A 25,581-nucleotide genomic window follows, 5' to 3' on the forward strand; every position below is an offset into this window, starting at 1 on the left:
CGGGTGATTTACAGTGCGTTTTGCCGAAAAACTAAAAGTTGAAGAAAATATATTGACACGGTGTCAGTATAGTGCTATAATATCATTAATGACACAGTGTCAGAATGAAATGAAGGGGGCATTGATATGCCGAAGGGTTCACCCGAGCTTACGGCTTCACGCCGTGAGGAGATAATAAACGCCTGTGAGAAGCTCTATGAGACCATGAGCTTCAAAGAGATAACGATAAAGGAAATAGGCGCAGTTACGTCCTTTACAAGGACTTCCATATACAACTATTTCCAGACGAAAGAGGAGATATTCTTAGCTCTGATGCAGAGAGAGTATGAGCTGTGGGCGCAGGAGCTGTCAGCTCTTTCGGAGGAAAAGGACAGCATGACTGCGGGGGAATTTGCGGACACTCTGGCGAAGTCTCTTGAGAAGCGGCAGCAGCTTCTGAAGCTCCTTGCAATGAATCACTACGACATGGAGGAGAATTCCCGTGCGGAAAGGCTCACCGACTTCAAAGTGGCATACGGTGCGTCACTGGACGCAGTCAGAGTCTGTCTGAAAAAGTTTTTCCCGAATACGGATGCAGAGAGCTTCATTTTTGTATTCTTTCCCTTCCTTTTCGGGGTCTATCCGTACACTTTTGCCACAGAAAAGCAGCTTACAGCCATGCGTGAAGCAAAAATGGATTTTAAAATGCACAGCATTTATGAAATAATATATTCCTGCGTAATGCAGCTGTTGGGAGGTAAATGATGAAATACACAAAGCTTGGCAATTCCGACCTTAATGTATCCCGTATATGTATGGGCTGTATGGGCTTCGGAGACTCACAGAACGGACAGCACTCATGGACACTTGACGAGGAGCACTCCCGCGAGATAATAAAACGCGGTCTTGACCTCGGCGTCAATTTCTACGACACTGCGATAGGCTATCAGTCAGGCACCAGCGAGCAGTACGTGGGCAGGGCTCTGCGTGACTTTGCAAAGCGCGATGAAGTAGTTGTTGCAACAAAGTTTCTTCCGAGAACACCTGCCGATATCGAGGCAGGCATAACAGGTCAGCAGCACATCGAGCGCATGATCAACAAGAGTCTCGAAAATCTCGGCATGGACTACGTTGATCTTTACATCTATCATATGTGGGACTGGAACACTCCCGTTTACGATATCCTTGACGGTCTCAACAGGATAGTCAAGGCAGGAAAGGCGCGTTATATCGGCATTTCCAACTGCTATGCATGGCAGCTTGCAAAGGCGAATGCCCTTGCGGAGAAGGAGGGCTTTGCGAAGTTCGTAAGCGTTCAGGGTCACTACAATCTCATCTTCCGCGAGGAGGAGCGCGAAATGGCAATGCTCTGTGCCGAGGACAACATCGCCATGACTCCGTACAGCGCACTTGCCAGCGGCAGACTTGCAAGGCTTCCCGGTGAGACTTCAAAGCGAGCCGAGGAGGACAGCTACGCCAAATTCAAATATGACGCCACCAAGGAGCAGGACGAGGTCATCATAAGGCGAGTTGCGGAGCTTGCGGAAAAGCACAGCGTGTCCATGACAGAGGTGTCCCTTGCATGGCTGCTCACCAAGGTAACAGCGCCAGTTGTGGGTGCCACAAAGCTACACCACATCGAGGGCGCGGCAAAGGCGGTGGAGCTGGAGCTCACTGACGATGAGCTCGCTTATCTGGAGGAGCCCTATGTTCCTCATTCGCTTGCTGGAGTAATGGCACAGAACAAGCCTGCAAACAAGAACGAAAAGCACGTCTGGTCCACAGGGAGCCAGAAAATATAAAATAAAACGGAGGTAATAACGATGTTTAACGAAAAACTCACTTTAGCAAACGGCGTTGAAGTTCCTCAGCTTGCACTGGGAACATGGCTCATTGACGACAGCGCAGCGGCAGAAGCTGTAAAGGCTGCACTTTCACTGGGCTACCGTCATATCGACACAGCACAGGCATACGGCAATGAGCGCGGCGTGGGAGAAGGCGTCCGCACAAGCGGTATCCCTCGTAAGGACATATTTGTTACCTCAAAGGTAGCTGCCGAGCACAAGGACTACAAGTCCGCAGCCGAGGGCATTGACGAGACTCTCTGCAAGACGGGACTGGACTACCTTGACATGATGATAATACACTCACCTCAGCCTTGGAAGCTGGTCAATCAGTCTGATGACCGCTTTGTTGAGGGCAACCGTCAGGCGTGGAGAGCCCTTGAGGACGCATACAAGGCAGGAAAGCTCCGCGCAATAGGCGTTTCAAACTTCCTTCAGGGCGATATCGAAAGCCTCTGGGAGACAGCGGAGATAAAGCCCATGGTGGATCAGGTGCTCTGTCACATCTCAAACTCTCCCATAGAGCTGATCGACTACTGCACAGCAAAGGGTATAGTCATGGAGGCATATTCTCCCGTGGCTCACGGCGAGGCAATGAAAAATCCCGTTATTGCCGAAATGGCAGAGAAATACGGAGTTTCCGTGCCGCAGCTCTGCATAAGATTTGACATACAGCTGGGAATGATAGTTCTTCCAAAGACAGCTGATCCCGAGCATATGAAGAAAAACGCGGAGCTGGACTTCATCATCTCCGACGCTGACATGGAAGCCCTCAAAAACATAAAGCACATCGAGAACTACGGCGAGCACAGTTTCTTCCCCGTATTCGGCGGAAAGTTCTGAGCTGCCGCTCCGAAAGGAGAGTAGTATGAAAAAGCTCATATCAGTAATAGCTTCGGGATTTCTTATGCTGACCGCATCGGCTCTGAGTCAGACAGGAGCAGGAACAGCTGCGGAGACTGACGCTGTTTCGGCAGCTACAGCCGCAGGCAGATATACTGCCGAGAATGTTCGCGCCCTTCAGGACTTCCTCCTCGGAAAGGAAACGGAGGACCTGACCGACAAGCCCTATGACCTTAACGGTGATGAGGTATGGGACGTTTTTGACCTGTGTCTCATGAAGGGTGAGGCAGAGAAAAACAGTGCTCCCGAGCCCGATAACAGCACCATCGTTGTGTACTTCTCGCGCACAGGCAACACCGAAAAGATAGCGGAATACCTCATAGATATCACAGGTGCGGACAGCTATGTCATCGAGGCTGCTGTGCCCTATACCGACGAGGACATAGAGTACAACAACTCCACCTGCCGCGCAAATCAGGAGCAGAACGACAAGACGGTGCGTCCTGAGATAGCAAAGCCCATAGCTTCCATTGACAGCTATGACACGGTGTTCCTCGGCTATCCCATATGGTGGGGACAGGAGCCCCGTATCATCGACACCTTCCTCGAGAGATATGACTTCTCGGACAAGACAGTGATACCGTTCTGTACATCGGGAAGCAGCGGCATTTCCGCCAGCGAGCGCAATATTGCCGCACTGGTGCCCATCGGGAAGCAGCTTACGGGAAAGCGCTTTGCAGCAAGTGCAAAAAAGGAAGATGTAAAGGCGTGGTACGACAGCCTTGAGATTAAAAGCAAATAATTAACGGACAGGAGAGATATATCATGAGTGAAAAAATAGTACAGACAGCAGGCAGAGAACAGCTTGGCGAGTTCGCCCCCACATTTGCACATCTCAACGACGATGTGCTTTTCGGTGAGGTGTGGAACGAGCAGTCCATTGACGTAAAGACAAGGTGTATCATTACCGTGGTATCGCTGATGGCGTCAGGTATCACAGACAGCTCCCTCAGCTATCATCTTCAGAATGCAAAGGCTCACGGAGTCACAAAAGAGGAGATAGCAGCCATTATCACCCATGCCACCATGTATGTAGGCTGGCCAAAGGGATGGGCAGTTTTCAGGCTTGCAAAGGAGGTCTGGAACGAGACTTCCCCCGAGCTCACCGACAAGGACAGATACCGGAACACCATATTCTTCCCCATAGGCGAGGATAATCCCTACGGACAGTTCTTCGTGGGACAGAGCTATCTTGCTCCCGTTTCCACGGAGCAGGTGCCTGTTTACAATGTCACATTCGAGCCTGCCTGCCGCAATAACTGGCATATCCACCACGCCAAGAGCGGCGGCGGTCAGATGCTCATCTGCGTAGGCGGCAGAGGCTATTATCAGGAATGGGGCAAGGAGGCTGTGGAGCTCACTCCGGGAACAGTCATCAATATCCCCGCAAACGTTAAGCACTGGCACGGTGCTGCACCCGACAGCTGGTTCTCACATCTGGCACTTGAGATAGCAGGCGAGGAGGCAAGCACAGAGTGGTGCGAGGCAGTGTCCGACGAGGACTACGGCAAGCTGAAGTAATAGCAGGTGATATAATGAAAAGAGTTATTTTACCCATAATAGCAGCAGTGTGTGTGCTCGGACTCACAGCCTGCGGCGACTCCGAAAAAGGCAGCAGCTCCCCTCAGTCCTCGGCAGCTCAGACCGAGGCTCAGCAGGAGCAGACCACCGAGACGGCTCAGAGCAGCGCCGAGGACACGACTGCTTCGCAGAATGAGGAGACAGAGCCCGAAGTGACGGAAGCTTCTGACAGCACAGGCAATGATACCGTGATCGTGTATTTCTCCGCAACAGGCACCACCAAGGGAGTTGCTGAGCGCATAGCCGCTGTCACCGACGGCGACCTTTACGAGATAATTCCTGCCGAACCATATACCGATGCCGACCTTGACTGGAACGACGATAACAGCCGCTCTACAAAGGAGATGAACGATCCCGATGCCCGTCCTGCAATTGCAGGTGACACTGTCAGCCTTGACAGCTATTCTACGGTATATATCGGTTATCCTATCTGGTGGGGAGACGCTCCCCGTATCATGAGTACCTTTGTTGAGTCACACAGCTTTGAGGGCAAGACGGTGGTACCTTTCTGCACATCGGGAAGCAGCTCCATAGGCAGTAGCGGAAGCAATCTTGCAGCACAGGCAGGCAGCGGAAACTGGCTTGACGGCGAAAGATTCAGCGGAAGCGTTACAGAGGACGAGATACAGAGCTGGATAGACGGTCTTAGCTGAGTATCGGAAAGAGGTGCAGTATGAAAATAGTTGTACTTATGGCAAGTCCAAATCCTCATGGCTCCACGAGCATACTGGCGGAGCAGTTCAGAAAGGGCGCCGAGGAGAGCGGCAATTCGGTGGAGGTGATAGACGTCTGTCGGATGAATGTGGCTCCCTGCACAGGCTGTGTAGCCTGTGGCTATGAGGGGGACTGTGTTCAGCGGGACGACAACGAGCTTATCCGCAGGAAGCTCCTTTCCTGCGATATGGTGGTATTCGCCACACCGCTGTACTACTATGGTATGTCGGCGCAGCTTAAAACCGTCGTTGACCGATTCTGTGCTTACAACAGCAGCCTCAACCGCAGACATCTGAAGTCAGCACTGCTCACAGTGGCATGGAACTCGGATGACTGGACCTTTGATGCCCTTACGGCTCACTATAAGACCCTTGTCCGCTACATCAACTTTGAGGATATGGGCATGGTGCTGGGGTACGGCTGCGGAACTCCCTCCATGACAATGTCTGGGGAGTATCCCGAAAAGGCATACCGTCTGGGCAGGTCACTGTGACCGCGGAGCGGACAGCTCCATATAATATGTATAAAAAGGCAGGGAAGTTACTCTGCCTTTTTGCATTTTTTACGGAGTTAAGAAAAGTTAAAGACTTGTTAAGAATTTCCGTGATATAATCAGAGCATAGAGAAAACAACACAGGAAACGAGGTAGAGATAATGTTCTGGAGAATATTGAAAAAGGACCTTAAACGCAAAAGGACAATGAACATCATACTGCTGCTGTTTGTCATCATATGCTCGATGTTCGCAGCGGCAAGTATCAACAACATCATAGCCGTAACAGGCGGTATAGACCACTTTTTTGACATTTCCGACGTAACGGATGTAGCTCTGAGTATGCCTGCGGAAAGCGATCTGGACGACAGGATAAGAGAGCTTCCCGGTGTCAGTGAGGTCAGGACAGAGAAATACATAATGGTAACGAGCTCGAAGAACTTCAGCAGAGACGGCGTAAAGCTTGATAACTTTATCAATCCTGCATTTTTTATCTCCGATGATAATATGGGCACAAAGTACTTTGACGAAGACAATAATGTCATCACTGATGTGGAAAAAGGATGCTTCTATGCCAATTCGCCATTCCTTTTCAATCTTGATATCAAAGAGGGAGATGTTTTTGATGTCAATATTGATGGACAGACAGTCCCTCTAAGATACAGAGGAAGATTCAAGGGGGCGCTTCTGAGCCATGAATCTTTTGCAAATCCATTTCTCATCATAGACAGCGAGGATTACAATTATCTGGATCAGGATGAGAATACTGATTTTAACGGATTGCTCTCAATGACCGTTTATGTCAATACCGAGGATGTCGATGCGGTACGGGAACTCATCAAAGACAGTGAGTCGGTATCTCTTAGTACAAGGGAAGAGATGAAGGATAATTACCTTTTTGATATTCTTGCGGCATATCTGCTTATGGCAATAAGTGTGATCCTGATGTTTACGGGATTTGTGGTTCTGCGGTTTACCATCGGTTTCACCATATCGGAGGAGTTCCGCGAGATAGGCGTTATGAAGGCTGTGGGCATTGACAACAGGAGCATACGAGGTATGTACATCGTCAAGTATCTGGCTATTTCGGTCGTAGGCGCAGCTATTGGATTTATATGCTCGCTGCCTCTTACGGATGCAATGATGAAGACTGTATCCGAAAATGCAGTCCTTGACGATAATAACAGCAGGTTTATGGGGATTATCAGCTCCGTGCTCGTAGTTGCGGTTATACTGCTGTTCTGCTATTTCTGCACACGCAGAGTAAAGAAGCTCTCTCCCATAGATGCAGTACGCAGCGGTCAGACAGGTGAGCGCTTCCGCAGAAAGAGCATCTTGCACCTCGGACGCTCAAAGCTGCCGTCAACAGGATTTATGGCGTTGAATGACGTACTCAGCGCACCCAAGCGATTCAGCATAATAACACTGATATTCACGCTCTGTATGCTTTTGATGATGCTGATGTCGAACTTTGCCCTGACGCTCAGGAGCGAGAAAATATTATGGGTATTCACTGTGCCTGAATGCGATGCAATAATTGCTGATGTTGAGTACTTCAAGGAGTTGTATGAGGACCCCATGAAATACCGTGAACTCCTTGACGATAGTGAGAAGATGCTGGAGGAAAACGGCATCCCCGGAAAATGTTCAACTGCTATAGGGGCAAGGGGCGAAACCGCATATAAGGATAAAAAGGCGAATATAGGCTACTGGATAATAAAGAGCAGAGATGATTACCGCCAGCGTATGAATGAGGGAAGTGCTCCTCAGAAGACCGATGAGATAGCAATGACAGGAAAGGCTATGGATAGCATTGGTGCAGGCATAGGTGACAGAGTAAGGACAGTCATCGGCGACAAGGAATATGAGTTCCTTATTACCGGCAGGTATTCGACCTTTGAGTATAACGGATACTGCGCGCTGCTGCACTCTGATTTTGAATTTGCTCCGACACGGGTCAACTCAACAATGGGATTACAGATAGATTTTGACGGAGATCCCGACAAGGAGACTGTTGCACGAAACATAGAAATGCTGAAAGGGATCATTGACAGCGACAAGGTATATACTCCCTCGGAAATGATAAATTCAGCAACAGGAATGTCCGACACTCTCAGCGCCATCAAGAAGCTGATGATGATACTCACGGTGGTCGTGACTTCGCTGATAGTTATTCTCATGGAGCGAAGCTTCATATCAAAGGAAAAGAGCGAGATAGCTCTCATGAAGGCAGTGGGAGTATCAAATGGCAGCCTTATATTACAGCACGTTCTGAGATTTGTCATAACGGCAGTGCTTGCCTGCATAGTTTCAACAGCGGTGATGATGCCGCTGAGCGATCTGCTCATGAACTGGGTATGCTCGATGATAGGCGATGTTTCGGGAATGAAGTGCGCCTTTGACCCGCTGGAGATATTCCTTATATGTCCGGCGATACTGATAGGCGTGACAGTTATCGGCTCAGCGCTGACTGCGCTTTATATGAAGACCATAAAGGCAAGCGATACGGCTTCCATAGAATAAGGATACCTGAGGGTGAGGCAGTATGCTGACCGTACCCGAGCGGTATTCCGACACAGGATTTAAGGAGGAAGGTTATAAAATGAGTACAGTTTTACAGACAAAGGGACTTTGCAAGACCTACATAGTGAACAAGCGTCAGAACAACGTTCTGAAAAACATAGATCTGACCATCAATGAGGGTGAAATGGTGGCAATAATGGGGCCCTCTGGCTCGGGCAAGAGCACCCTGCTCTACTGCGTGTCGGGCATGGACAGAGTAACTGCGGGAGAGGTATTATTCGGGGGAAAGGACACCTCCAAGCTGTCCGAAAAGGCAATGGCGAGACTGCGCCTTGACGAGATGGGCTTCATCTTTCAGCAGATGTACATGATGAAGAACCTTTCCGTGCTGGATAACATCATTCTTCCGGCGGTGAAGTCAAAGAAGAATACAGAGAGCCGCAAAAAGACCGAGGAGCGCGGCAGAGCTCTCATGAGGAGACTGGGTATCGACGACGTCGGAGGAAATGACATCAATGAGGTCTCGGGCGGACAGCTCCAGAGAGCCTGCATCGCCAGAAGCATGATAAACTCGCCTAAGATGATATTTGCGGACGAGCCTACGGGAGCGCTCAACCGTTCAAGCTCCGACGAGGTAATGAAGGAGCTCATCTCCCTCAACAATGACGGCACTACCATTATGTGTGTCACCCACGACCCGAAGGTAGCCGCAAAGTGCAGCAGGGTGCTGTACATAATGGACGGCGGCATCGTCGGCGAGAAGGAGCTTGGACACTTCGGCGGAAGCGATACAGAGCTCCGCAGCCGTGAAAGAGACCTGAACAACTGGCTGATGGAGCAGGGCTGGTGATATAAGGATCTTATCCATGATATAGCGCGGTGTCGGTTTATCAGTAGCCCGATACCGCGCCACTTGCTATTTTCGTGCTTGTATGGTAAAATTAGAACAGGTGGTGATATTATGACCGATATTCTTATAGTCGAGGACGACAAGGAGCTTGCCGACCTGCTGACGGACTTTCTCCGCGACGAGGGCTACACGGTCACGGCAGTGGAGAGCGGCGGGAGAGCGCTGGAGCTGTTTGAGAAATACGGTGCAAAACTGGTGGTTCTGGACATTAATCTCCCTGATGTAAACGGATTTGCGGTATGCTCAAGGCTCCGCGAAAATGCTGACACTCCCATACTCATAGTCAGTGCGCGGACGGACAAGGAGGACAAGCTCAACGGACTTGATTTAGGGGCTGATGATTACATCGAGAAGCCCTACGACATAGATATACTTATTGCCAAGATAAAGGGCATTTTCAAGCGCCGCTATCAGCATGAGATACTTTCTGCGGACGGAGTGACCCTCAATCTTGCCGACCGCACAGCCATCGTGGACGGTGTGGATACAGAGCTTCCTGCAAAGGAATTCGACCTGCTGGCACTTCTTATGGAAAATCAGGGCAAGGCACTGAAAAAGGAATACCTTTTCAGCTCTGTGTGGGGAAGCGACAGCGATTCCGAGCTCCAGACCCTCCATGTGCATATAAACCGACTGCGTCAGAAGCTTGGCGACGACCCGAAAAACGCAAAGCGGCTGCTGACCGTATGGGGCGTGGGGTATAAGTTCGTATGAGTACATTCAGAAAGCTTGCGGCAGCAGTAATAGTTCTGTTTATAGCTGTTATTGCAGGTCTGAACATTTACCTGCTGCGGTCGGGTGACAGCGGTACATATCGGGTGGAAGCCAAGCGGCTCGCCGACCGGATAGAGGAGACGGGAAGTACAGATATCTCAGGATTTCCGCATTTGACAGGAGTTTATTCGGGAGAGCAGCTGTACCGCAGTGACGAGCATTATCTTATTATCGAGGCAGGCGGAAAGCTTTACCGTGTGGAATACACGACAGAAGGCAGAAATAGGACAGTTTGGGCTGTAAACTGCGTTTTGGCAGCTCTTTTTCTGCTTATCTTGATACTGCTTGTCTACATCAGGCGGAATATAATAGTGCCCTTCGGCAGACTCAATACCGTGCCGCAGGAGCTTGCAAAAGGCAATCTTGCAGTCCCCATACCCGAGGAGAAAAGCAGGTTGTTCGGCAAATTCACATGGGGAGTAAATCTGCTCCGCGAAAAAATCGAGGGAGACCGTCAGAAGGAACTGTCGATGCAGAGGGACAAGAAGCTTCTGCTGCTGTCTCTGTCACATGATATTAAGACGCCGCTTTCGGCGATAAAGCTCAACGCAAAAGCACTGGCGAGAGGACTCTATAAGGACGAAGAAAAGCGCCGCAGCGCTGCCGAGAGCATAAACTCCAGAGCCGACGAGATAGAGCATTTTGTCAGCGAGATAACCAAGGCTGCAAGTGAGGACTTCATGGAATTTGAGGTAACTCAGGGGGAGGTATTCCTCAGCAGTATACTCAGAAGGCTCAGCGACAGATACGCTCAGCAGCTTGCAGTTTCGGGAACGAAGTTCACCATTGACAGATTCGATGACTGCATTCTCTCCTGTGACCCCGACAGGCTTGCGGAGTGCCTGCAAAATCTCATCGAGAACGCTGTAAAGTACGGTGACGGAAGGCAAATAGGGCTCAGCTTCGATAAAATGGACGGCTGCGAGCTCATAACAGTGTCAAATACGGGATGCAGCCTTGAGGAGAAGGAGCTTCCCCAGATATTCGAGAGCTTCCATCGCGGCAGCAACGCGGAGAATGTGCAGGGAAACGGTCTCGGACTCTTTATCTGCAAGCGGCTTATGTCCCTTATGGGCGGCGAGATATACGCGGATATCAGAGAAGAACGCTTCTGCGTGACGCTGGTCGTCAGACTGGCGTGAGTTTAACCGGATAATATCCGATATACTGCTGTGAAGCAGATATAATCGATCTGATACGCTATGCGCTGCTTCCTCGATCCCATCGTTAAGGGCTTCGGCGACAGCATGAAGGAGAAATAATCGGAAAACATCATATCGGTTACAACTTATAATACATTGATCCCTCTGTTCGTTAAACGGACAGAGGGATATTTGTTTATGTAGATACTGTTCCCTTAGCTTTAAGAATGAGGACGAGCGATGCTCCAATAGAATATAACGGAGGCGATTTCTATTGTAGTGATAAGCAAGTCAGGTTACATAACGGATGAAAAAAACGTGACAACAGCTAAAGGCGTGATGGCAGTAGAAAACCTTTTCCCCGAGAGCACCGACAGAAGAAAGCTGAAGAAGGCTGAAGCAGAGCTGTACGATGTATTCTCGAAATACGGAAAAAAACGCGGAAAATGATACACTGTCCGCGGCTGCATAAAGTGCCGCCTGAGAGGAGCCGATAATATGATAGCTATATATGCAAGGCAGTCTGTTGACCGTGCAGACAGCATTTCCATTGAGCAGCAGATAGAGCTGTGCAGATATGAAACAAGAGGGGAGGGATACAGGAACTATGTTGACAGAGGATACAGCGGCAAGAACATCAACCGTCCGCAGTTCATGCAGATGATGGAGGATATCAGAAGCGGTATCATACATCAGGTCATAGTCTACAAGCTGGACAGGATAAGCCGCTCCATACTGGACTTTTCAAACATGATGGAAGAATTCGGAAAGTATAACGTGAAGTTCATATCGGCAACGGAAAAGTTTGACACCTCATCGCCCATGGGGAATGCCATGCTCAATATCTGTATCGTATTTGCACAGCTTGAACGCGAGACCATACAGAAAAGAGTGGCGGACGCCTATTATTCACGGAGCCGAAAAAGCTTTTACATGGGCGGTCCCATACCCTATGGATTCCGAAAGGTCCCCGCGCTCATCGACGGCGTACACACCTCCATGTATGAGCCTGTTCCCGAGGAGGCAAAGGCTGTGGAGCTTATATACGGGTTATACGCTCAGCCCGAGACCTCTTACGGAGACGTTATTTCGCGGCTGAATGAGCTTGGCATAACGAAGCGAGGGAGCAGCTGGGCAAGGGGGCGGATACGGGAGATACTGTTAAATCCCATCTATGTCAGAGCAGATGTGGCGGTGTATGATTTCTTGGCGGAGAACGGCGCTGACATTGAAAACTCGCCTGCGGACTTCATCGGTGAGAACGGCTGTTACAGCTACAAGAGCCGTGAAAATAACAAGACTCCGGGCACAGTTTACGGAGAACGAATAGTGCTCGCGCCTCACAGGGGGATAGTAAACTCGGAAACATGGCTGCGGTGCCGTGAAAAATGTATGAGCAGAAAGCAGGTCATTCCCTCACAGAAGGCGAAGAACTCATGGCTGTGCGGAAAAGTGAAGTGCGGCGAGTGCGGCTATGCGCTCATAGCGAAGGAGTACAGAAACGGCAGAGACCGTTATCTGATGTGCTCACAAAAGCTGGCTTCCAAGTCCTGCGGCGGCGCAGGGACGCTCTGCACCGATGAGGTGGAGCATCTGGTTTACAGCGAGATGAGGAACAGACTTGCAAAGTTCCGAAAGCTTTCATGTTCTGACAGGACAACACACGACGCTGAGCAGACAGCGCTGGAGATACAGCTTGCTGAGACGGAAAGAGAGATAAGGGGGCTTCTCGAGAAGGTCGAGGGCTCCGATAATGCGCTGCTGCGCTATATCAACGAAAGGGTGAACGCTCTTGACAGCCGCAGGAACGACCTTACCGAGCGCATAAATGAGCTGAGCAGGAAGTGCGGCGGCAATGCTGAGGAGACCGACAGTCATCTTAAGGTGTGGGAGGAGCTGAGCTTTGAGGACAAACGGCGCGTTGCGGATATACTTATCCGCGTGATATACGTCACATCGGAAAGGCTCATAATACAATGGCGGATATGACTTCATCCTGACCGAAACGGCGAAGCGCTGCGAATAGCGCAGGATAAGCTTGATTCACGCAACTTCTATGCCTGCAATCCGTCGTTTGACAAAAACTGCGGAAGGAAATGAAATCACAGCTTCCTATTAGGCTGAGAATATATGATAAGTATCCGAGGGCAGTATCAGATTACTGCCCTCGTTTTTTTGTATTTATAGAAATATTATGATATGGCAAACAAAAGGCGTAATATACTGGCTGTATAAATGCTTATGTAAAACAAAATACAAATAAAATGTGCGCTTCTTGTGGATGTTTATAATATTGTGTGTATAATGCACTTTTTATTAAACTATATGTAGATGCTGTACTACTATTTTGAATAATGAGCAGATAAATTGATTGTTAAATTTCACATATTTTATTACCATTTTATTACCGAATGTTGATTTTATAGCCAAAATGTGATACTATATATACATAATATATAGGCATTAATAATAATTATAGCAATAATTATACAAATACTGTGAGGAATAAGCTATGGGATCTGAACTTCGGAGATTAAAAAAACTTGAATTGCTTGAGATAATACTTGAACAGGAAAAGGAAATAGAGCGGCTGACACGACTGACTGAGGAGCTTCAGCAAAAACTGGAGGACAGGCAGATAAAGATAGCCGAATCGGGTTCCATAGCCGAGGCGGCACTCAAGCTCTCGGGGATATTTGAAGCTGCCCAGCGTGCGGCAGATATGTACATAAGATCGGCAGAGCTTGCATCGGAGGAAGAAAAGAATGAAGAACTATCAGAGGACATCCCGTCCAACGATACCGCAGATAGAAACGGAGCTGAACAGGCTGAAAACGAAAAGGAGCCGTAAAAGGAACATTCTCTATGTTCTTGCAGTGTCGGTTATAGCTGCGGCAGCTATCATCATAGCTACCAATATATGGTTTCCTGTGCTGAGAGTAGTGGGTACGAGTATGCAGCCCACTCTGCGGCACAGTGACGTTGTGGTGTGCGTAAAGAGCAATAAGAATATCAAAAGGGGGGATATCATTGCTTTTTATAATAATGATAAGATATTACTTAAAAGAGTGATAGGACTTCCGGGAGATCTTGTGGCGATAGATCAGAACGGAACAGTCAGTATCAACGGCGATACCTTGCAGGAGAACTACGTCTCCGCCCTTTCGCTGGAGCCCTGTGACACGGAGCTTCCCGTATACGTCCCCGAAAACTCCTACTTCGTGCTGGGCGACCAGAGGATAACCTCAATGGACAGCCGCTCTGAGATGATAGGAATGATCTCCGGGGAAAGGATAATCGGAAAAGCGAAGCTCAGGGTATGGCCCTTAGACAAGATATCGTCAATAGACAGGACAGGAGGTGCATAAAGTGTGACAAGAAAATATATGAGTGCTGACGCTGTAAGAGCGGCAGACAGCAGAGTGGGCAGATTTGTAAGAGCTGCTGCACTGCTGATAGCCGCTGTTGTTGGCATCTCGGTTATTTATCTGTGTCTGATGCCTGCTCTGGCAGAAAATGCAGGTGACCCGAAATATATCTATTTCGATAACGGACTTGCAGGATATGACAGGGTACTGTACTCCACCGATGGGGGAAACACATGGAATGACATGGCTCTTATGTCACAGCTTGACAGCAGCGACGAAAGAATGGATATTTCCTTTGATCATGTCAATACGGATTATACTTATGTTACTGCAAGCGCAGTTGCTCCGGGAACGGATATAATGTTCAGGGGATATGACAGCGGAGTAGTTTACGATACCACAGTTATCAGAAAGCTTGACGGCAACGGTAATCCGTCAGACGGAAGCAAGATGCAGTGGGGCTATGATTACGAGAATTTCGTATGGACCTCGGGTGCATACGTTGTGGACGAGGTGAACAACTGCTTCTACGCACCTGCACTTGCGATGCAGAACAAGGTCGCGGACCACATCGTCAGCTATCAGTACGACTATAATCATCGTACATTCAGTGATGAAGCATATGAGATGACAGGCGTTTTCGGTGACCTGAACGATGTTAACAGAAGCGGTGAATACAGTCAGGAAAAGGACAGTGAGGGCTCCTACTACACCAACACGGCAGAGGGCGATAACAAGACCAATGCCGTAGGAGACAAGTCGGGCAATGAAGCCAAGGCGCAGCCGCCTTTCAAAGCCACCGCAAGGATATTCGACTATTTCTCCGACTGGGAGCTTTCCGGCAAGAAGCTTACGGAGCTTGTGGATGGAACTACGTTCACAAACTCCACATCAAGCATTGCCTACGCATATCAGGGCGACCTGTGGAACAAGGCTCTCCGTGATTATTATGACGGCTCCGTGGACAAGCTTGTATATTTCGGCTCCAATTCATGGTTCCCGGGTGTGGATTACGGATATGGTCAGGTAGACGGAGTAACTCCCGAATACTACTATATATCCCAGTTCCCCGGTTACTACGGGCCTGCACACGGCTTCTCCAACAGCCGAGGCGTAGCGGAGCTGGTAAAGACCAGAAACGACAATGGACTTGAGCTGGCAGGTACGGACATACCGTCCCCATACTTCAACGAAGCCTTTATCACAGGCGACAACGACAGGAATGCTGTTTACGGAAAAGTCTACAATGACGTTGATTTCGATTTTGAGTACAATTCCGCAACAGGCTATTATGAGTTTTCGAGTACCGACCCCAACGACGCTGTAAGACTTACCGAGTGCGATGACGGAAAGTACGTTATGCAGTACACGCGCGAGGGCGTTACCAAGGCTGATAATACCAGCTCTACGGGCTATCAGTTCTATCCTATGAACAGTCCGGCTACCAACTCAAATTTCGCCACAGAAAATCTGATGTTCGGTATGGAGCTCGACCTTGACTTCGTTACTTACGGAAGTGCAGTTGAGGGAAGAACGAACGGTATCTTCAAGTTCTCGGGCGATGATGATGTCTGGATATATCTTGACAATCAGCTTGCACTTGATATCGGCGGAACTCATACCGCAGTCAGCGGCGTTATCGACCTCAACACAGGATACGGCGTTGTAGGCTCCACATTTGATGCGGAGACAGGCGGAACTGTAGGTACGATCACCCAGCTTCAGAAGGCGGCATTTGCAGTAGGCACCAATGACGGTATTTATAACAGAGATGAATGGACAGACGTAAACGGTGTTGTCAGTATGTTCGATTACACCGTAACGGGCGGTCAGTACAAAACAATGATCGATGAGGAAAACGGTCTTTATATCGTAAAGATAAGGAACGTTGATATAACGGAGCTTGACAAAAAGACCAATAGAATGGTAACTACATCGTTAGCCACATCAGGTGAAGTTGAACTGAAGTTCAGGCTCAACGCGGTGGATATGAGCGAGGGCGAGGAAGAGGGAGACCTTATAACTCACAAAATGAAGATATACTTCATGGAGAGAGGTCTCAACAGCTCCAACTTCAAGCTTGCTTTCAATTTCCTCGACAGCGTTGAACGCGGAGTTTCAAAGACATGGCTGGATGACGGATTTACCGATCACAGCAATGACTCCGTAGAGGTAGAGCTTTACCGCTCCATCAACACATTCACGACCCGTACCGAGGGAGCGCAGGATGTTCTCAACTGCGGATTTGAAGACGGCACAGAGGGCTGGACAAGCAATGCCGACGCTGTAATAGGCATCGACGGCGCAGACCCTGCATTCGGCGAAAATGCCCTGAGTATCACGGGACGAAATGCCAGCTGGATAGGCGCGATAAAGACTCTTGATCCTGCACTTTTCAAGGCAGGCAAGGAGTACAGCTTCAGTGCCATGGTCAAGAGCAGACCCGATTACATCTACAACAGCTTTGACAGCGGAGATGCAGAGGGATGGATCACCAGAGGAGACAATTTCTCCATTACAAGTGACAACATTTCTAATCAGACTGGCGGAAAGTCCATAAAGATAAATGCCGGCAAAGCCTCAAGCTGGCAGAATTGGTATGGTGCCCAGAAGCCGCTGGATGATTTCTGTGACGCAGGTGATACCTATTATTTCAGTTTATATATGAGACCTGCAAATACCAATAATCCCACAGTTTTTGAAATGGGAATACAGTACGACCTGAACGGGACTACACATTATGAGCCGATTGACAACTATACTCCGACGAATAATTTATGGCATCAGCTCAGCGGAAGCCACAGTATTCCCGAAGGTGCAGCGAATATCAGAGTTTATGTTCAGGAGAGTACAAAGGTCAACTTCTACATTGACGATTTTACAGTGTCAAAGACAGAGTCACCTGACGTGACAAGCGGCAGCGATGACAATATCAAGCTGACCCTCAGATATCCCGATGAGACTCAGCAGGGCGGCTACTCCTTCAATCAGGTCGCATCTGAACCTGTACCAAGCGGTGTGTGGACGGAGCTTGGCGGAACTTTCAGAGTTCCCGAAGAAGCTTCCGGACCATTTGATCTTATCATAGAGTCTCAGAACGGCACCGAAGATATCTTTGCCGACGAGGTAAGGGTATATGAGGCAGGCGCTGAGCCGACGGTGATAAACACATACACAGAGGATGTTCAGAAGATAGGTGAAGCTACTCTCAGCGACGCAACTTCATGGGAAAAGGTATGGAAAAACCTTCTGGACTCCGAGACAATAGCAAACGGACGTCAGGACTATCAGTACTTCATCCGTGAAAAGAGCGTGAATACGCGCAGCCCGAAGAAGTATGCCGCTAAATATTTTGACGGTGACAGCGAGGTAACTACCTCGGAGATAGACTTTGAAGGTGATACGATAACGGTATTCCCCATAAATGCTCAGACAGGCTCGCTCAGCATCGAGAACAGACCGCTTACGGACCTCTCCGTAAAGAAAGAGTGGTTCAGAGTTCTTGAGGATGAAAAGGCTGACGAAATAGTAGTGGATATATATAACGATCACGACAGCATCGTCAGAACAGTGACTCTCCGCGGCGACAAGTCGGAGGACACATGGACGGCTGAGCTGAAGGATCTGGAGATGTATTACCGCGACACCGAAAGCGGCGAGGTGCATCCCATAAACTACTACGGAATAGAGCGGGACGATCCCGACCACGAGTACAAGGTCACCTATTCCACAGACACAACTGAGAGCTTCGGCGGCAATACCGCATACAAATTCAGCAGCGATACAGAGGATGGACCTCTCTCGCTGAAAATAACCAACAAGCCCGACAAATCGGGAACATATTCCGCTTCGGTACATAAGCAGTCTGCTGCATCGGGAAAGGCGCCCATCAAGGGAGCAGAGTTCCTGCTTGAGAAATACACAGACGGAGCTTATACCGAAGTCACCACGGCAAAGACCGATGAGAGCGGCAATGTCAAGTTTGAAAATCTGGAGGCAAATGTAAGATACAGAGTTACCGAGACAAAGTCGGCTCTGGGCTACAAGCTGCCCGAGGAGGAGAGCGACCGACAGACCGTGTTCATGATCAGCGCTGACGTTGCAAACAATCTTGACGGCTCGTCACCGATGATATCAAACGGCAGCATTTACAGCTCGCACGAATGGGACGGTACAGCTGACCAGCTGAGCCTCGTAATGGAAAACGAGGTACAGCCCATAATAATGCCTTCAACAGGCGGTAGCGGAATATTGCTGATATATATCTGCGGAGCATTTATGACAGTCACAGCACTGGGACTGGTGCTCGTTTATCGCAGAAAATGCCGATAACTGATTATATTGATCTATTTTAAAGGAGTGTTTTTATGAAAAAGAGCAGTATGAAGAAAATGACAGCAGCAGTTTCTGCTATCGCCCTTACAGCTATGGCAGCTGCACCTCTGTTCAACTCATTTGCAGCAACCACACCCGTTATCACCATAAACGGAAATGACAATGTTACCGTAGACGCCAAGAGCTTTGCCGCATACAAAATAGCAAGCGTTACAAAGGACAATGACAGCGGTGCCTACACATACACCTTCCTTGACGCATGGAAGCCGCTCTTTGCAGAAAAGACATACATACCCTTGACTGATGAGGAGTTTGACGCAAAGGTCTCCGAATGGATAGACACTAACTATGTTACAGGTGCAACAGCAGCCAAGAAGGCAGAGTTTGCAAAAATGCTGGCAAAATTTGCAGATGAGAAGAATATTTTGCCTACACAGGAAGTCACAGGTTCGGGCGACACCGCTGTATTCACCGCAGAGGGCGATGAGACTAAGGATGAGGACAATATAGAGTCGGGCTACTACCTTGTTGTGGATAACTCTGACGGTGACAGCGATGCTATCTCAGCATTCATACTTGACACCTATGTTGATGAGGCTCTCACTATCGACCTCAAGGCTGACAAGCCCTCTATCGAGAAGAAGATATGGGAGGACGCCAACAACAACACCGAGATAGACAACGGTGAGCTGAAGGACGCAAATACCGCAGGCTACGGCGAGGAGGTAAACTACCTTATTACTGCCGATATCCCCGATATGACAGAGTATCAGCACTATAAGTTCATAATAGAGGATAGAGCCTCCGCAGGACTTACCTATTCGGGAGGACTTATCGTCAAGGTAAAGGGCGTTGACGTTACCGATGATTTCGAGGCTCCTGCCACCGGTACCAAGGGACCTTCGCTTTCACTTGATTTCGATGATCTGAAGGCACTTCTGGCTTCCGGGGATATCACAGGAAATGCAGACTATGATGCTGCCGATAACACCATAACCGTTCAGTACAAGGTAATTGTGAACGAGGATGCCGTAGTCGGCGAGGAGGGCAATCCTAACGATGTAGAGCTCACATACTCCAATAATCCAAACAAGTCGGGCGACGGCAGCAGTGAGGACGAGAATGATGATGGCTACAACGAGACCTCAAAGACTCCCAAGGACAGAGTTGAGACCTACCTCACACAATTCAAGCTCCACAAGCAGGACAGCAGCGGCAACAAGCTCACAGGCGCACAGTTCTCGCTGAAGGGCAACGGACAGACCAGCGAGTATGTATTCAAGACCGTTACCGATACAGCAGGCAGCGAGCACCTTGTTATCGACAGCGCAACTGCAAAGAACGAGACCAACTACAAGGTCGAGGTTGATGAAAACGGCGACATCATCTTCTACGGTCTCAAGGCAGGCACATACACCATCAAGGAGGAGAAGGCTCCCGATAAGTACAACAAGATAAGCGACGATATCGTTCTTACTATCGGCTGCACAGTTCCCGACGAGGTCATCATAGACACCGATGAGAAGTGTCAGTGGAGCTATACTCTCGGCGATGAATACACAGGAGTAACATCTGAAGATGCAGGCATATACACCATCAATATAGTTAACCGCAAGGGCTCTGTTCTTCCGTCAACAGGCGGAGCAGGTACAGCAGCATTCGCGGTATGCGGTATCTCAATGATGACTTGTGCAGCAGTACTCTTTGTGATCAACAGAAGAAAGTCTGAGGAGAGAGACTGAAAGCATAAAACGGAATGAAAAACTTATTGCTCAACATCTGCATAATACTTCTGTTCTTCGGCGGTATTGCAGTTATCTCGTACCCTGCTGTAAGCAACTTTATAAATGAAAAGCACAGTTCTACACTGATAGCAGGGTATGAGAAAAGCATAAGTGACTTTTCGGACAAAGACAAGGAGAGAATACTGGCGGAGGCGCATGAATACAACAGAGCGCTGCCGTCAGTGCTGTCGGAGTATGACGCACAGGCTCTTGAAAACAGGGAGGAATACCTCAGCGCACTTGATATCTCGGGAAACGGGATAATGGGAGTGCTGGATATCCCTGAGATAGGCGTTCATCTGCCGATATATCACGGGACCTCCGAGGAGATACTGAGGGTGGCTGCGGGACATCTTCCTTCCACCTCTCTCCCCGTAGGCGGCGAGAGCACACACGCGGTCATATCCGCTCATACGGGACTTCCCTCATCGAAGCTGTTTACGGAGCTGGACGAGCTGGAGATAGGGGATATGTTCACGGTGTCGGTGCTTGACGAGGTGCTGGTATACAAGGTGGACAAGATATCCGTGGTGAAGCCCGAGGACGTTGAGGACCTTCAGATGATCGAGGGCGAGGACCATGTGACCCTGCTGACCTGTACTCCTTACGGTATAAACTCCCACAGGCTCCTTGTAAGGGGAACGAGAGCGCCCTATGATGAGGCTGAGAGAAACGGACTCTTCATCGGTACAGATGCCGAGTTCCTTGACAAGACACTGCTGATACCATTTGGCGCAGTTCCTGCGAGCGTTATCTGCATCATCGTGATCGCGGTACGCTCCGGCAGGAAACGCAAAAATGCAAAAGCGGAGTAAATACATATTGACAAGCGAAAGCGTTTGGTATATAATATTTTAAACAAGATATCATGACTGTGTTTTGTATGCAGTCATGATATCTGTTTATATTCGTGAACACAGCGGCGGATGATTTCCGCATGCGTATGGGGTCGGACTGACAGTCTGAGTGCCGCGGAAAAGAAGCATCGGCACAGTGTACACGGAACACGGCAATATGCCGAATATTGATATAGGGGGAATGAATATGCCGCATTCATCAGGAGGAGGCTCTCACGGAGGTGGCTCCCACGGAGGTTCTCATGGTTCACACGGGTCACACGGAGGAAGAAGCGGACCGAGAATAAGCAGAACACACTTTGCCGGAGCAAGACGCTACTCCTATTACAGACACGGTCAGCAGCGCTATTTCTATGCTGACCAAAACTTCAAGCCGGGATTCAGCTGGGGAAGATTACTGCTGATCTTTTTCTATCTTCCATTCTTTTTTTTCGGCTTTTCGATGCTGAAGCCTGCTCTGAAGGTACTGCCAAAGAATTATGACCACACCATAATCATAAAGGATGAAGCCAATGTTATCAACGATGAGGCAGCGCTGAAAAAGGAGCTTGAGCGCTTCAGGGACAAAACGGGAGTTACTCCGTCAGTGGTCACTGTACATAATGAAACATGGGCAAACTATGGAAGACTTGAGGAATATGCCTATGACAGGTATCTCAGGGAGTTTGATGACGAGATGCACTGGCTAATCGTTTATTCCGAGCCGATAGACCCTGATCCGAAGTTTAACAATTGGTTCTGGGAGGGAATGCAGGGCAATGATACCGACCCTGTAATTACCGAGGAAAGGGCAGACAAGTTAACTGCAAGATTACATGGTGCGATCGTGAAAGGCGATGACGTAGAAACAGCCCTAAAGACGTCTTTCTCACAGTTCACCGATAACTATTCACGCTCCTTCAACTTCGGGGAGCTTATCCCTGCACTGTTCGTGCTTGGCTTTGTTTCATTCCACGCATACTTCATGCTGGGACTGAACGAGCTGAAGTACAGAAAGGCAGTGCCTGCTGACGGTTCCGATATCGGCGGCAGAAGCGTGTATGATCCCACAGCGCAGTTCCAGAGTTATAAGGAATATAAGCAGTCTGCTGCATATAACGGAGCTCAGACACAGCCTGTAACACAGATATCTCCGCAATACACGCCGCAGTCGGGAATGGACGATCTGTTCGGTTCGGGCGGCAGCAGCACAGCAGAAACAAGCAGAAATACGGTCTGCCAGTACTGCGGCACCACATTTGCTGCCAAGTACAAGAGGTGCCCCAGCTGCAACGCGGAAAATCCCGACAGGCTCAACTGAAAACTATAACGTATATAAGCCGGGTCCGAAGTTTCGGATCCGGCTTTTTGTAAATACAGATAGCATAAGTGATAAATAAAAGTGCCGATGATATAAATAACTGTTTACTCTTGACAACTTTTCGGGATTATAGTATAATTAAACTATATTTTTTTCAGAGAGGACACAGCGCGTCGCCGCAAAGCCCTCACGGTGCTGACAATGTAATATCACGGACGCAGCGCAGAATTTTATATCAAAGGAGAAATAGTATGAAGATCGGATGCGTAAAAGAGATCAAGAACAATGAATTCAGAGTGGGACTTACCCCCGACAATGTCAAGGCATATGTAGCCGCAGGTCACCATGTGTACATCGAAAAGAGCGCAGGCGCAGGCTCGGGCTTTGCAGATTCCGAATACGTCGAGGCAGGAGCTTCCGTACTTGACAATGCTGCGGACATCTGGAACATGGTGGACATGATGGTAAAGGTCAAGGAGCCTCTCGAATCGGAGTATCCGCTTTTCCATGACGGTCTCATACTCTATACTTATCTCCACCTTGCAGCAGATAAGGAGCAGATGGACGCACTTCTCGGCGGCAAGGTCAAGGCAGTTGCCTATGAGACACTTCAGGAGACAGACCGTTCGCTTCCTCTCCTTGCTCCCATGAGCCAGATCGCAGGTCGTCTTTCCATTCAGGAGGGCGCAAAGTATCTCGAGAAGAAGTTCGGCGGAGCAGGCATACTCCTTGCAGGTGTTCCCGGTACTCCCAAGGCAAATGTAGTTATCCTCGGCGGCGGTACAGTCGGTACAAATGCCTGCAAGATCGCAGTCGGTATGGGAGCTAATGTAACTATTCTCGATGTGAACCTCAAGAGACTGGAGCAGCTTGACTATATGTTCGGCGCTCATGTGCAGACTCTCTACTCCACAGACAGCAATGTCGAGAGAGCAGTAAAGGACGCTGATCTGGTAATAGGCTCAGTTCTTATCCCCGGCGGCTCAACTCCCAAGCTCTTCAAGGCAAAGTACCTCCCCGAGATGAAGGACGGCGCTGTATTTGTTGACGTTGCCATAGATCAGGGCGGATGCGGAGAGACCTCACACGTTACCACACATGATGATCCCGTATACATTCAGGAGGGCGTAGTACATTACTGTGTAGGCAATATGCCCGGAGCAGTTCCCCGTACAAGCACCATTGCCCTTACAAATGCAACTCTCAGATACGGTCTTCAGATCGCAGAGAACGGACTTGAGGAGGCATGCAAAAAGAGCGAGGTCATTGCAAGCGGTGTAAATACATATGCAGGCAAGCTTACCAACAAGAACGTTGCAGCTGCCCACGGATATGAGTATACCGAGCTTTCGAGCCTTATCGGCTGAGCCGGTAACAAATGAAGTAAACAAAGCCCGTGAACTGACGATGTGCAGTCACGGGCTGTTTGTTTGGAAGCTTTTATTGACAAGAAATGGGCTATGCGTTATAATTGATAATGTAAATGACATCTCTAAATACTGAAACCGAGGAATGATATAATGAATACAAGAAAGATCGCGGCACTTGCCGCTTCATTTGCGCTTACTGCGAGCTTTGCGTCCTGTTCCTCCTCATCTGTGGGACAGGCTGACGTGAACAGCGGTGCACAGACCGAGACAACGGCTGCTGCTGTTACAGAGGCTGCTCCCGAGGAGACCACAGCAGAGCAGTCCACCACACAGCCCATGACCGCAGCTGCGGCTGAAAAGGGAAGCTTCTACGACGCAAAGGGCAGGCTTCTTCTCTCCACAGGCGAGGACGGAAAACGCCGTGTTTCCGCGGAGCCCTATGCAGTATCCTTTGCAAACATAATCACTGTTATGTCGGACGGCTACGACACCGCGTTTGACGATATACTTACAACTCCGTCGAGTGACGGGGCAGGGCAGTCCATACGCCTTACCCTTGACGGTGACGTACAGAACGAGATATACAGCTATATGGAGCAGAACAACATCGTGGGCTCGGTAGTGTGTCTGCGAACAGACGGCTCTATCATGGCGCAGGTAAACTATCCATCCTACGATCCCAACGCAGTTGCCGACCAGAAGTACGACGAGGATCTTGCGTGGGGTGATGTGGGCAATAAGGCTTTCAGCAATTACGAGCCGGGTTCCTGCTTCAAGATAATGTCCGAGGTCATAGCCGATAAGCACGGAGTTTACTCCCTCTACGACGACGGAACGTGGGAGGTAGGCGGAGTGCCCATCGTAAACTGGGATCACGAGACCAACAAGGGCGGATATCCCATACCCGACCGCACACTCAGCTCTGCATTTGTCAACTCCAGCAATATTTTCTTTGCGAAAGCCTTTGAGGAGGTGGGAGCAGATGATGTTCTCGCCGATCTCAGCTCCATATTCCATTTCGGAGCAGATGATGATATACAGTGCGATTTCGGCTCTCTCAGCAACAATATAGAGATATACTGTCTTGACGATCTGCGAAGGAGCGCATTTGGTCAGTCCTATGTGCTGACCTGTCCCATATTCCTTGCGGCACTTGGCAGAGAAGCCGTATTCGGTGACATGGTCACGCCTTTCGTAGTCAAGGACATCGTAAGCTCTGACGGAGCGCAGAAGATAGGGGAGGGCTCAAAGGCGCTGGACGTTATCGCCTCCATACCTGCGGACTATCGCCAGAACCTTCTCAATGGCATGACAGGAGTAGGCTCGGGACTGGGAGTACAGCTTCCTGCGGGCTACAGCTTCTATGCCAAGACAGGTACCGCAGAGGGCTGGAAGGGCGACTGCCTTTATATTACGGGCTGCGCCAAAAACGACTCCGACGACGGTTCGACAGTGTATGAAAACTACGATAATTATGGCGAGCATGGCTCATACATCGTTGTGATGCAGGTCATGAACCCCGAGGCACACGGCTTTGAGTTTGCTTCTCAGTCCTCGGGACTTTACAGAGGAGTAATGAACATAGTAGTAGGAAGATAAAAACACGCCCCGAAGCGCATTAAAAGTGCTTCGGGGCATTTTTATTCAAGCTGTTGGCATAATGCAGGGGACGGCGTCCTCGACGTCCCGCAAACAGACATTGCAG

21 protein-coding genes are annotated in these 25,581 nt (G+C 49.3%); all 21 read left to right on the plus strand.

Annotated elements, in window-relative coordinates; all coding sequences use genetic code 11:
* Positions 1 to 126 precede the first annotated feature (126 nt).
* The 21 genes from DSZ37_RS04790 to DSZ37_RS04885 all read left to right on the plus strand — a co-directional run bounded on the left by DSZ37_RS04790 (position 127) and on the right by DSZ37_RS04885 (position 25,475).
* The gene (locus tag DSZ37_RS04790) at positions 127 to 744 is read left to right on the plus strand and encodes a TetR family transcriptional regulator (RefSeq protein WP_109725815.1); all 618 of its coding nucleotides are present in this window, start codon (positions 127 to 129) and stop codon (positions 742 to 744) included.
* On the plus strand, positions 744 to 1,781 hold the full coding sequence (locus DSZ37_RS04795; RefSeq protein ID WP_109725816.1) for an aldo/keto reductase: 1,038 nt from the start codon (positions 744 to 746) through the stop codon (positions 1,779 to 1,781). The genes DSZ37_RS04790 and DSZ37_RS04795 overlap by 1 nt, the downstream gene beginning before the upstream one ends.
* A 21-nt stretch (positions 1,782 to 1,802) precedes the next feature.
* Positions 1,803 to 2,666: an aldo/keto reductase gene (locus DSZ37_RS04800; protein WP_109725817.1), complete on the plus strand. Its 864-nt coding sequence runs from the start codon at positions 1,803 to 1,805 to the stop codon at positions 2,664 to 2,666.
* 25 nt (positions 2,667 to 2,691) lie between these two features.
* Positions 2,692 to 3,468 carry a flavodoxin gene (locus DSZ37_RS04805; protein ID WP_109725818.1) on the plus strand — a complete coding sequence of 259 codons (777 nt, stop codon included), beginning with the start codon at positions 2,692 to 2,694 and terminating at the stop codon, positions 3,466 to 3,468.
* A 23-nt stretch (positions 3,469 to 3,491) separates the two neighbouring features.
* Entirely contained in the window at positions 3,492 to 4,247 is a 756-nt protein-coding gene (locus DSZ37_RS04810) for a carboxymuconolactone decarboxylase family protein (RefSeq protein WP_109725819.1), read from the plus strand.
* A 14-nt stretch (positions 4,248 to 4,261) separates the two neighbouring features.
* On the plus strand, positions 4,262 to 4,960 hold the full coding sequence (locus DSZ37_RS04815; RefSeq protein ID WP_109725820.1) for a flavodoxin: 699 nt from the start codon (positions 4,262 to 4,264) through the stop codon (positions 4,958 to 4,960).
* Positions 4,961 to 4,980: 20 nt separating this feature from the next.
* Positions 4,981 to 5,514, plus strand: coding sequence for a flavodoxin family protein (locus DSZ37_RS04820; protein ID WP_109725821.1), 534 nt, complete (start codon positions 4,981 to 4,983; stop codon positions 5,512 to 5,514).
* A gap of 161 nt (positions 5,515 to 5,675) precedes the next feature.
* A complete protein-coding gene (locus DSZ37_RS04825) occupies positions 5,676 to 8,036 on the plus strand; it encodes an ABC transporter permease (protein ID WP_109725822.1) in 2,361 nt (786 codons plus the stop codon).
* Positions 8,037 to 8,115: 79 nt separating this feature from the next.
* Positions 8,116 to 8,886 (plus strand): ABC transporter ATP-binding protein, encoded by a 771-nt coding sequence (locus DSZ37_RS04830; RefSeq protein ID WP_109725984.1) that lies wholly within the window; start codon positions 8,116 to 8,118, stop codon positions 8,884 to 8,886.
* A gap of 111 nt (positions 8,887 to 8,997) precedes the next feature.
* On the plus strand, positions 8,998 to 9,660 hold the full coding sequence (locus tag DSZ37_RS04835; RefSeq protein WP_109725823.1) for a response regulator transcription factor: 663 nt from the start codon (positions 8,998 to 9,000) through the stop codon (positions 9,658 to 9,660).
* Positions 9,657 to 10,862: a sensor histidine kinase gene (locus tag DSZ37_RS04840; protein WP_109725824.1), complete on the plus strand. Its 1,206-nt coding sequence runs from the start codon at positions 9,657 to 9,659 to the stop codon at positions 10,860 to 10,862. The genes DSZ37_RS04835 and DSZ37_RS04840 overlap by 4 nt, the downstream gene beginning before the upstream one ends.
* Positions 10,863 to 11,180: 318 nt before the next feature.
* Positions 11,181 to 11,312, plus strand: a complete 132-nt coding sequence (locus DSZ37_RS18115; RefSeq protein WP_278298114.1) for a hypothetical protein — start codon at positions 11,181 to 11,183, stop codon at positions 11,310 to 11,312.
* Positions 11,313 to 11,360: 48 nt separating this feature from the next.
* On the plus strand, positions 11,361 to 12,851 hold the full coding sequence (locus tag DSZ37_RS04845; RefSeq protein WP_109725825.1) for a recombinase family protein: 1,491 nt from the start codon (positions 11,361 to 11,363) through the stop codon (positions 12,849 to 12,851).
* Between the two features lie 523 nt (positions 12,852 to 13,374).
* On the plus strand, positions 13,375 to 13,713 hold the full coding sequence (locus tag DSZ37_RS04850) for a hypothetical protein (protein WP_207655906.1): 339 nt from the start codon (positions 13,375 to 13,377) through the stop codon (positions 13,711 to 13,713).
* Entirely contained in the window at positions 13,628 to 14,230 is a 603-nt protein-coding gene (gene lepB, locus DSZ37_RS04855; RefSeq protein WP_109725826.1) for a signal peptidase I, read from the plus strand. The genes DSZ37_RS04850 and lepB overlap by 86 nt, the downstream gene beginning before the upstream one ends.
* Before the next feature lie 3 nt (positions 14,231 to 14,233).
* The gene (locus DSZ37_RS04860) at positions 14,234 to 18,562 is read left to right on the plus strand and encodes a carbohydrate binding domain-containing protein (RefSeq protein WP_109725827.1); all 4,329 of its coding nucleotides are present in this window, start codon (positions 14,234 to 14,236) and stop codon (positions 18,560 to 18,562) included.
* 35 nt (positions 18,563 to 18,597) lie between these two features.
* Entirely contained in the window at positions 18,598 to 20,307 is a 1,710-nt protein-coding gene (locus DSZ37_RS04865; RefSeq protein WP_109725828.1) for an isopeptide-forming domain-containing fimbrial protein, read from the plus strand.
* 14 nt (positions 20,308 to 20,321) lie between these two features.
* Positions 20,322 to 21,164 (plus strand): class C sortase, encoded by an 843-nt coding sequence (locus tag DSZ37_RS04870; RefSeq protein ID WP_109725829.1) that lies wholly within the window; start codon positions 20,322 to 20,324, stop codon positions 21,162 to 21,164.
* Positions 21,165 to 21,393: 229 nt separating this feature from the next.
* A complete protein-coding gene (locus DSZ37_RS04875) occupies positions 21,394 to 22,506 on the plus strand; it encodes a TPM domain-containing protein (RefSeq protein WP_109725830.1) in 1,113 nt (370 codons plus the stop codon).
* A gap of 251 nt (positions 22,507 to 22,757) precedes the next feature.
* The gene (gene ald, locus DSZ37_RS04880; RefSeq protein WP_109725831.1) at positions 22,758 to 23,873 is read left to right on the plus strand and encodes an alanine dehydrogenase; all 1,116 of its coding nucleotides are present in this window, start codon (positions 22,758 to 22,760) and stop codon (positions 23,871 to 23,873) included.
* 153 nt (positions 23,874 to 24,026) lie between these two features.
* Entirely contained in the window at positions 24,027 to 25,475 is a 1,449-nt protein-coding gene (locus tag DSZ37_RS04885) for a penicillin-binding transpeptidase domain-containing protein (protein WP_109725832.1), read from the plus strand.
* The last annotated feature ends 106 nt before the right edge of the window (positions 25,476 to 25,581 follow it).

Source organism: Ruminococcus flavefaciens, from assembly GCF_900116855.1.
Lineage (GTDB): Bacteria > Bacillota > Clostridia > Oscillospirales > Ruminococcaceae > Ruminococcus > Ruminococcus flavefaciens_R.

Bases quoted from the DNA above. Each gene is read 5' to 3' on its own strand.
- DSZ37_RS04790 (WP_109725815.1), top strand. From the start codon at position 127: ATGCCGAAGGGTTCACCCGAGCTTACGGCTTCACGCCGTGAGGAGATA.
- DSZ37_RS04795 (WP_109725816.1), top strand. From the start codon at position 744: ATGAAATACACAAAGCTTGGCAATTCCGACCTTAATGTATCCCGTATA.
- DSZ37_RS04800 (WP_109725817.1), top strand. From the start codon at position 1,803: ATGTTTAACGAAAAACTCACTTTAGCAAACGGCGTTGAAGTTCCTCAG.
- DSZ37_RS04805 (WP_109725818.1), top strand. From the start codon at position 2,692: ATGAAAAAGCTCATATCAGTAATAGCTTCGGGATTTCTTATGCTGACC.
- DSZ37_RS04810 (WP_109725819.1), top strand. From the start codon at position 3,492: ATGAGTGAAAAAATAGTACAGACAGCAGGCAGAGAACAGCTTGGCGAG.
- DSZ37_RS04815 (WP_109725820.1), top strand. From the start codon at position 4,262: ATGAAAAGAGTTATTTTACCCATAATAGCAGCAGTGTGTGTGCTCGGA.
- DSZ37_RS04820 (WP_109725821.1), top strand. From the start codon at position 4,981: ATGAAAATAGTTGTACTTATGGCAAGTCCAAATCCTCATGGCTCCACG.
- DSZ37_RS04825 (WP_109725822.1), top strand. From the start codon at position 5,676: ATGTTCTGGAGAATATTGAAAAAGGACCTTAAACGCAAAAGGACAATG.
- DSZ37_RS04830 (WP_109725984.1), top strand. From the start codon at position 8,116: ATGAGTACAGTTTTACAGACAAAGGGACTTTGCAAGACCTACATAGTG.
- DSZ37_RS04835 (WP_109725823.1), top strand. From the start codon at position 8,998: ATGACCGATATTCTTATAGTCGAGGACGACAAGGAGCTTGCCGACCTG.
- DSZ37_RS04840 (WP_109725824.1), top strand. From the start codon at position 9,657: ATGAGTACATTCAGAAAGCTTGCGGCAGCAGTAATAGTTCTGTTTATA.
- DSZ37_RS04845 (WP_109725825.1), top strand. From the start codon at position 11,361: ATGATAGCTATATATGCAAGGCAGTCTGTTGACCGTGCAGACAGCATT.
- DSZ37_RS04850 (WP_207655906.1), top strand. From the start codon at position 13,375: ATGGGATCTGAACTTCGGAGATTAAAAAAACTTGAATTGCTTGAGATA.
- lepB (WP_109725826.1), top strand. From the start codon at position 13,628: ATGAAGAACTATCAGAGGACATCCCGTCCAACGATACCGCAGATAGAA.
- DSZ37_RS04865 (WP_109725828.1), top strand. From the start codon at position 18,598: ATGAAAAAGAGCAGTATGAAGAAAATGACAGCAGCAGTTTCTGCTATC.
- DSZ37_RS04870 (WP_109725829.1), top strand. From the start codon at position 20,322: ATGAAAAACTTATTGCTCAACATCTGCATAATACTTCTGTTCTTCGGC.
- DSZ37_RS04875 (WP_109725830.1), top strand. From the start codon at position 21,394: ATGCCGCATTCATCAGGAGGAGGCTCTCACGGAGGTGGCTCCCACGGA.
- ald (WP_109725831.1), top strand. From the start codon at position 22,758: ATGAAGATCGGATGCGTAAAAGAGATCAAGAACAATGAATTCAGAGTG.
- DSZ37_RS04885 (WP_109725832.1), top strand. From the start codon at position 24,027: ATGAATACAAGAAAGATCGCGGCACTTGCCGCTTCATTTGCGCTTACT.